This is a genomic window from Leucobacter sp. M11 (assembly GCF_035726885.1).
In the GTDB taxonomy this organism is placed as follows: Bacteria; Actinomycetota; Actinomycetes; order Actinomycetales; family Microbacteriaceae; genus JAPFRB01.
Genome location: NZ_JAPFRB010000003.1, coordinates 197,210 through 203,949, shown reverse-complemented (window position 1 = coordinate 203,949; position 6,740 = coordinate 197,210). Strand labels below are relative to the sequence as shown.

The following is a 6,740-nucleotide window of genomic DNA, read 5'->3' as shown; positions in this document are numbered from 1 at the left end:
GCAACGGACGGGATGCTCACCGGGATCCCCGGGGGCGTGCCGATCGCGTTCGCCGGGGTGCACGCCGGCGGCCTCGGGGTCGCCGGGGGGCCGCCGGACGTGGACGAGGCCGTTGCGCTGGCCGTGCTCGCGGCGCTCGGCGCTGACCCACAGCCGCGCTGACCTCGCGCCGCGAGCCCTCGGGGTGGCCCGGGGCTCGCGGCGGCGCGTCGGGCTTAGACGCCCTGGCGGAGCTTCTGCTCGCGCCGGATGCGGTGCAGGATGGGCTCGGTGTAGCCGTTGGGCTGCTCGGCCCCGGCCACGATGAGCTCACGGGCGGCCTGGGCCGCGAGGCCGGGACCGTCCTGGCCGATCAGGGCCACGTACTGCGTGTCTCCGGCGTTCTGCCCGTCAACGACCGGGGCGAGGCGCTCCAGGGCGGCGTCCACCTCGGCCTCGGTGATGATCGCGTGCCGGAGCCAGTTCGCGAGGAGCTGGCTGGAAATGCGCAGGGTCGCGCGATCCTCCATCAGCCCGACGCCGTGAATGTCCGGCACCTTCGAGCAGCCGACGCCCTGGTCCACCCAGCGCACGACGTAGCCGAGAATGGACTGCACGCAGTTGTCGACCTCGGCGGCGATCACCTCGGGGCTGAGCGGCTCGGTGAGCAGCGGCAGGGTCAGGATGGGGGCGAGGTCCTGCCGGGGCCGCGAGCGAAGCTCCGCCTGGCGGCCGGCAACGTCGACCCGGTGGTAGTGCAGCGCGTGCAGGGTTGCGGCGACGGGCGAGGGGACCCAGGCGGTCGTCGCCCCGGCCTCGGGGTGGCCGATCTTCTGCTCCAGCATGGCGGCCATGAGATCGGGCATGGCCCACATCCCCTTGCCGATCTGCGCGTGCCCGGGGAGGCCCGCGGCCAGCCCCGCGTCCACGTTCGCGTTCTCGTAGGCGGGCAGGAAGGGCTGCTCGCGCATCTGCGCCTTGGGGACCATCGGTCCGGCCTGCAGCGACGTGTGGATCTCGTCGCCCGTGCGGTCGAGGAAACCCGTGTTGATGAAGAACACCCGCTCCTGAGCCGCGCTGATGCAGGCGTCGAGGTTCACGGTCGTGCGCCGCTCCTCGTCCATGATGCCGATCTTGAGGGTGAGCGGCGCCAGCCCGAAAAGCTCCTCCACGCGCGCGAAGAGCCGGACGGCGAAGGCGACCTCGGCCGGGCCGTGCATCTTCGGCTTCACGATGTACATCGAGCCGGTGCGCGAGTTCACGCCGCCGCCCCCGCGTAGCTCGCTCAGGGTGCCGAGCGTGGTCATCACGGCGTCGAGGAGGCCCTCGAAGACCTCGTCCCCGGCGGCGTCGAGCACGGCGTCCGTGGTCATCAGATGGCCGACGTTGCGCACGAGCAGCATGGAGCGGCCGGGCAGCGTGAAGGTCGCCCCCGCCGGGTCCCGGTACTCGCGGTCCGGGTTCATCGTGCGCAGGAAGCTTCCGCCGCCCTTGTGCACGGTCTCGGAGAGCGTGCCGAGCATGAGCTCCCGCCAGTTCCGGTAGCCGAGCGCCTTGTCCTCGGCGTCGACCGCGGCCACGGAGTCCTCCAGGTCCATGATCGTGCTGACCGCGGACTCGAGGACGATGTCCTGGATCCCGGCCGCGTCCGTGGCGCCGATGGCCCCGGCTCGGTCGAAGAGCAGGTCCAGGTGCAGGCCGTGGTGCCGCAGCAGCACCGAGGCGGGGCTCGCGGGGTCGCCCGTGTAGCCCGCGAAGCCCGCGGGGTCGGCGAGCGCGGTCTCGGCGCCGTCGGCCAGGACGACCGTGAGCCCGCCGTCCGCGACCCGGTACGCGGTCGCGTCGCGGTGGGATCCGGTGGCCAGCGGGGCTGCCTCGTCGAGCAGCTCGCGGCCGCGGGCGATCGCGAGCGCGCCGCGGACCGGGTTGTAGCTCGCGCCGCGCTCGGCGCCTGGGGCCTCCGGGAGCGCGTCGGTGCCGTAGAGGGCGTCGTAGAGCGAGCCCCAGCGGGCGTTGGCGGCGTTCACGGCGAAGCGCGCGTTCAGCAGGGGAACGACGAGCTGCGGCCCGGCCTGCTCCGCGATCTCGGTGTCCACGTTCGCGGTGCTCGCGCGGAACGGCCCCGGCGGGGGCACGAGGTAGCCGATCTCGGTGAGGAAGGCGCGGTAGTGCGCGGGGTCCGGCTGGCCCGGGTGCTCCCGGTGGTAGCCGTCGATGCGGGCCTGCATCTCATCGCGCGTCGCCAGCAGGGCCCGGTTTTCGGGGGTGAACTCGGCGATCAGCTCGCTGACCCCGGCCCAGAACGCGTCGGCCTCGATGCCGGTGCCGGGCAGCGCCTCGGTTTCGACGAACTCGATCAGCTGCGGGGCGACCCGGAGGCCGGCTCGTGTCGAGTGGGTCTGTGCGGTCATCAGCTTCTCCTATGTGCGGGGCGCTGGTCCTGTCCCGGCCGGGTCTGTACGGGCTTCCGGGCAGGCCAGAGGGCATGCGGTCGTCGTGCTTGGACGCTATCACCGGAGCATAAGAAATGGAAGCAAGTTTCCGCATCGTGGAAGTTGATCGTTTTTGCCGGTCCCGAACCGCCCGCCGGAACGAGGATCAGATCATCGGGGTGCAGAAAATCAGCTCAGCAGGGTGACGTGCGTGGCCTCTGCGGAGATCTCCGACGCGGCTTGGCGCAGCAGCGGAATCGCCCGCTCCGCGAACCCGTCGTCGATCCGGGCCACGGGCCCCGAGACGGAGATCGCGGTGGGGATGGGCATGTTCGGAACGTGCACGGCGACACAGCGGACCCCGAGCTCCTGCTCCCCGTCATCGATCGCGTATCCGCGGCCCCGAATCAGGTCGAGCTCGCGGGCGAGGGCCTCGGCCGTGCCGATGGTCTGTGGCGTCGCGACGGGCAGCCCCGCCTGGGCCACGATGCCCTGCACGTGCTCCTCGTCGAGGAAGGCGAGCAGGGCCTTGCCGACCCCGGAGCTGTGCGTGTGCACCCGGCGGCCGATCTCGGTGAACATCCGCATGGAATGGGTCGAGGGAACCTGCGCCACATAGGTCGCCCGGTCGCCGTCCAGGATCGCCATGTTCGCGGTCTCGCCCAACTGCTCGACGACCGCGGCCAGGTGCGGGCGGGCCCAGGCCCCCATCTGCAGGCTCGCCACCTCGCCGACGTGAATCAGCTTCGGGCCCAGCGCATAGCGGCGGTTCGGGAGCTGCCGGACGTAGCCGAGCGACACCAGGGTGCGCAGGAGCCGGTGGATCGTCGGGAGGGGCAGTTCCGTCGCCTCGGCCAGGGCGGAGAGCGTGATTTCCTCACGGCTCCTCGCGATGAACTCGATGAGATGGAACGCCCGCGCAACAGACTGCACCGTGCCCAGCTCCGGTTCCATTCCTGACCGCCCTCCTGTGCCCGTTCCCGTACCGAAATCCTACTCAGGTGCCGCGCCCGCGTGGGGCTCGGGTTTCGCGTCGGAGCAGCGTCCGCGGGTGCGATTCGGCATGGCCAACGGCGCGGACCTGGTATTCAATACTGAAAAACCTTCGGGGGGTGTGGCGGCCCAGACGTTTCCCCTCAAGCGAAGGAGCCCCGTGGAACCGTTCACTCAGATCCTCGACCCGATGGTGGGGTCGCTCGCCCTCTCGGCGCTCTGCGCCGCAATCCCGCTGATCGTCATGTTCGTCATGCTCGGCGTGTTTCGCACCTCGGCGCCGGTCTCCGCGCTGACCGGGCTGGCCCTGTCCATCCTGCTCGCCATCCTCGTCTGGCAGATGCCACTCGGCCAGGCCCTCAGCAGCACCGCCGCGGGGGCCGTCTACGGCTTCTTCCCGATCCTCTGGATCCTGATCAACGCGCTGTGGGTATACAAACTCACCGTCGCCACCGCGTGGTTCGAGGTGCTGGGACGCACCATCCGGTCCATTTCCAACGACCTACGCATCCTCGCCGTGCTCATCGGTTTCTGCTTCGGCGCCCTCCTCGAAGGCCTGGCCGGCTTCGGGGCCCCGGTGGCGATTACCGCCGCCATGCTGCTCGCGGCGGGGATGAAGCCCATCAAATCCGCGATGGTCGCCCTCCTCGCGAACACTGCCCCGGTGGCCTTCGGTGCGATGGGCGCGCCCATCATCGCGTTGCAGGGTGTCACCGGCCTGGAACTGAGCGACCTCAGCGCCATGGTCGGGCGGCAGACCCCCCTGATCGCGCTGATTGTGCCCCTCGTGCTCGTCCTCCTGGTGGACGGGCGGCGGGGCGTCCGGCAGACCTGGCCCGTGGCGATCGTTGCCGGGGTGGCCTTCGCGGTCAGCCAGTTCCTCATCTCAAACTATGTGACGGTGGAACTCACCGACGTCGTCGCCGCGCTCGCCACCGTTCTCGTGGTCCTGCTGTTCCTGCGGGTCTGGCAGCCCCGAGAGGTCATCGGCATCGAGACTGACGGCGCGACGCCCGCGGACGCGGCAGCCGCGGGCAGCCCCGGGGACGCGATGCCCGCGGGCGCGACGTCCGCCGCCGCTGGCGGGTCCGATCCCGCGGCCTCGGGGCCCGGGGGTGCGACGTCCGAGCCGGAGCCCGGGGTCACCGCGGGATCCGTCACGGCGGCCGTCTCCGCCGCCGGAGCCGAGGGCGCGCAGCTCCCGCAGAAAACGGGCCGCCCCTCCGGCCGGGAAATCTGGCTCTCGGTCGCGCCCTACCTCGTGATCATGGCCGTGTTCAGCGTCGCCCAGCTTCCCGGAATCAAGGACTGGCTCCTCCGCTCCGGCGGCGTGAGCTTTCGCTGGCCCGGGGTGGACGTCTACACCGCCGACGGGGAGCCGCTGGCCGCGCAGAACTTCCGCATCGATCACATCCGCGCGACCGGGAGCCTGCTCCTGGTCTCGGGGCTCATCACGCTGGGCATCTACCGGATTTCCCTCTGGACGGGCATCAAGGTCTACGGCGACACCCTCAAGCAACTGCGCTGGACCCTGCTCACGGTGTCGTCCGTGCTCGCGCTCGCCTTCGTGATGAACTTCTCCGGCATGACGACCAGCCTCGGCGTCGCGCTTGCCGCCACGGGTGGCTTCTTCGCGGTGCTCTCCCCGGTGATCGGATGGATCGGGGTCGCGCTGACGGGCTCCGACACCTCCTCGAACTCCCTGTTTGGGCAACTGCAGGTGACGGCGGCCGCGGAGACCGGGCTCTCGCCCGTGCTGATGGCCGCTTCGAACTCCGCGGCGGGGGTGATGGGCAAGATGCTGTCCCTGCAGAACCTCGCCGTTGGCGCCGCCGCGGTGAGCCTGGAGAAGGGGGAGAGCACCCTGTTCCGCAGGTTACTGGGCTGGAGCGTCGCCCTGCTCGCGGTGATCACCGTGCTGATCGTGCTGCAGTCCACGCCGGTGCTGTCCTGGATGGTGCCCTAGGCGGGCTGGCGGCCCCCGGCCCGGCGGGAACTCGCCGGGTCGGAGGCCGCGCGCCGCAGTCGGCTAGAACGCAGGGGCCAGGACGCGGGTCTGGACCCGTTCGCGGCGCACCGCGAAGCCGAGCAACCCGGCCCCGATGATCGCCCAGAGGACGAGCGCGCCCGCGGCGCTGCCCGCCCCGCTCGCGCCAGAGGCGATGGCCTGGAAACCGTCGATCGCCGGCGCGAGTGGCGTGGCGCCGGCCAGGGTGCTGAGCACCCCGGGCGCGGTCGAGACGATGCCAGCGGCGAAGGCCAGCACGAGCATGACGAGCGACAGGAAGCGCCCCCAGCCGCGGAGCAGGGCGACGAAGCCCTGATTCACGAGGGCGAAGACGATCCCGGCGAGCACGCTGAGCCCGGCAAACCCGAGGACGGCCGAGGCGTCGAGGCTCAGCGCGATGGGCATCGCGATGCCCACCACGAGCCCCTGCGCGGCGCCCGTGACCAGCGCGGGCAGTGCGCTGCGCGCGGTGATCCAGCCCACCCCGCGGGCGGCGTCGCGGGTGCGGTGCCAGACGGGGGCCAGCAGGAGGAAGGAGGCGAGCGCCCCGGCCCAGAGCGCGATGGCCGCGAACAGGGGGACGCCGGAGGCGTTGAAGATCTCGTCGCTGTCGCCCTCGGCGACCACGGGGGTCACGGCGACCTCGGCGAGGTTGATGCGCTCGTCCTCGGTGGTCGTCGGGATGCTCTCCACGGCGGTGCCGAGCCCCGTGGCCAGCTCCCGCTGTCCGTCGTGCGCGGCTCGCGCGCCCGTGGCGAGTGCCTCGGAGCCCTCGTGCAGCTGCACCGTGCCGTCGACGAGCATCGGGATGTTGCTCGTGAGCTGGCCGACGCCCGCGTTCAGCTCCTGCGCGCCAGAGGCGAGTGCCCCGGTGCCCTGAGCGAGCTGGCCCGCGCCCTGGCTGACGAGTCCGGCGCCCCCCGCGAGGTCCTGCGCGCCGACCGCGAGCTCGTCGATGCCCCCGGCGAGGCCGCGGGTGCCCGCCGCGAGGCCGTCGGCCCCGGCGAGCAATCGTGCGCCGCCCGCGGGCAACGCGCCGAGCTGTCCGTTGAGCTTCTCGACGTTCGTGACGAGGCCGTCGATGTCCGTCCGCGCCTGCCGAAGGTAGGTGATGACATCCGCAACCGAGGGGATCTGCAGCTCGGCGCTGGGGGCCGCGGCGGGCGCTTGGGCGGCGAGGGCCGTGAGGGCGTTCGATTCCGGGGCCTGCGCCGAGAGGGACTGGCTCGCCCCCGCGAGGCGGGCGCAGAAGTCCGCCGCGGCGGGGTCGTCACCGGTGGCCTGGGCGCACTCGGCGGCCAGCCCGGAGATCTCGGCGGCGTTGCCGT

The 6,740-nt window shown here is 71.8% G+C and carries 4 protein-coding genes and 1 pseudogene; 2 read left to right on the top strand and 3 right to left on the bottom strand.

Annotation, left to right across the window (positions count from 1 at the left end; genetic code table 11):
• Window positions 1–162: heme-binding protein (locus tag OOT08_RS19135; RefSeq protein ID WP_442916233.1), on the top strand; the 162-nt coding region annotated here is incomplete at its 5' end.
• Window positions 163–215: 53 nt separating this feature from the next.
• Here OOT08_RS19135 and OOT08_RS09210 read toward each other — a convergent pair.
• Window positions 216–2,390 carry a malate synthase G gene (locus tag OOT08_RS09210; protein WP_325092357.1) on the bottom strand — a complete coding sequence of 725 codons (2,175 nt, stop codon included), beginning with the start codon at window positions 2,388–2,390 and terminating at the stop codon, window positions 216–218.
• Window positions 2,391–2,600: 210 nt separating this feature from the next.
• Window positions 2,601–3,365, bottom strand: coding sequence for an IclR family transcriptional regulator (locus tag OOT08_RS09205; RefSeq protein WP_325092356.1), 765 nt, complete (start codon window positions 3,363–3,365; stop codon window positions 2,601–2,603).
• A 229-nt stretch (window positions 3,366–3,594) separates the two neighbouring features.
• Between OOT08_RS09205 and OOT08_RS09200 the strand changes: the two genes are divergently transcribed.
• The gene (locus tag OOT08_RS09200; protein WP_325092896.1) at window positions 3,595–5,370 is read left to right on the top strand and encodes an L-lactate permease; all 1,776 of its coding nucleotides are present in this window, start codon (window positions 3,595–3,597) and stop codon (window positions 5,368–5,370) included.
• A 63-nt stretch (window positions 5,371–5,433) separates the two neighbouring features.
• On the opposite strand, the pseudogene OOT08_RS09195 reads toward OOT08_RS09200, so the two are convergent.
• Window positions 5,434–6,740, bottom strand: a pseudogene (locus OOT08_RS09195) (YhgE/Pip domain-containing protein); the annotation flags it as partial.

Coding starts and splice junctions, on each gene's coding strand:
- OOT08_RS09210 (WP_325092357.1), bottom strand. CDS start 2,390: ATGACCGCACAGACCCACTCGACACGAGCCGGCCTCCGGGTCGCCCCG.
- OOT08_RS09205 (WP_325092356.1), bottom strand. CDS start 3,365: ATGGAACCGGAGCTGGGCACGGTGCAGTCTGTTGCGCGGGCGTTCCAT.
- OOT08_RS09200 (WP_325092896.1), top strand. CDS start 3,595: ATGGTGGGGTCGCTCGCCCTCTCGGCGCTCTGCGCCGCAATCCCGCTG.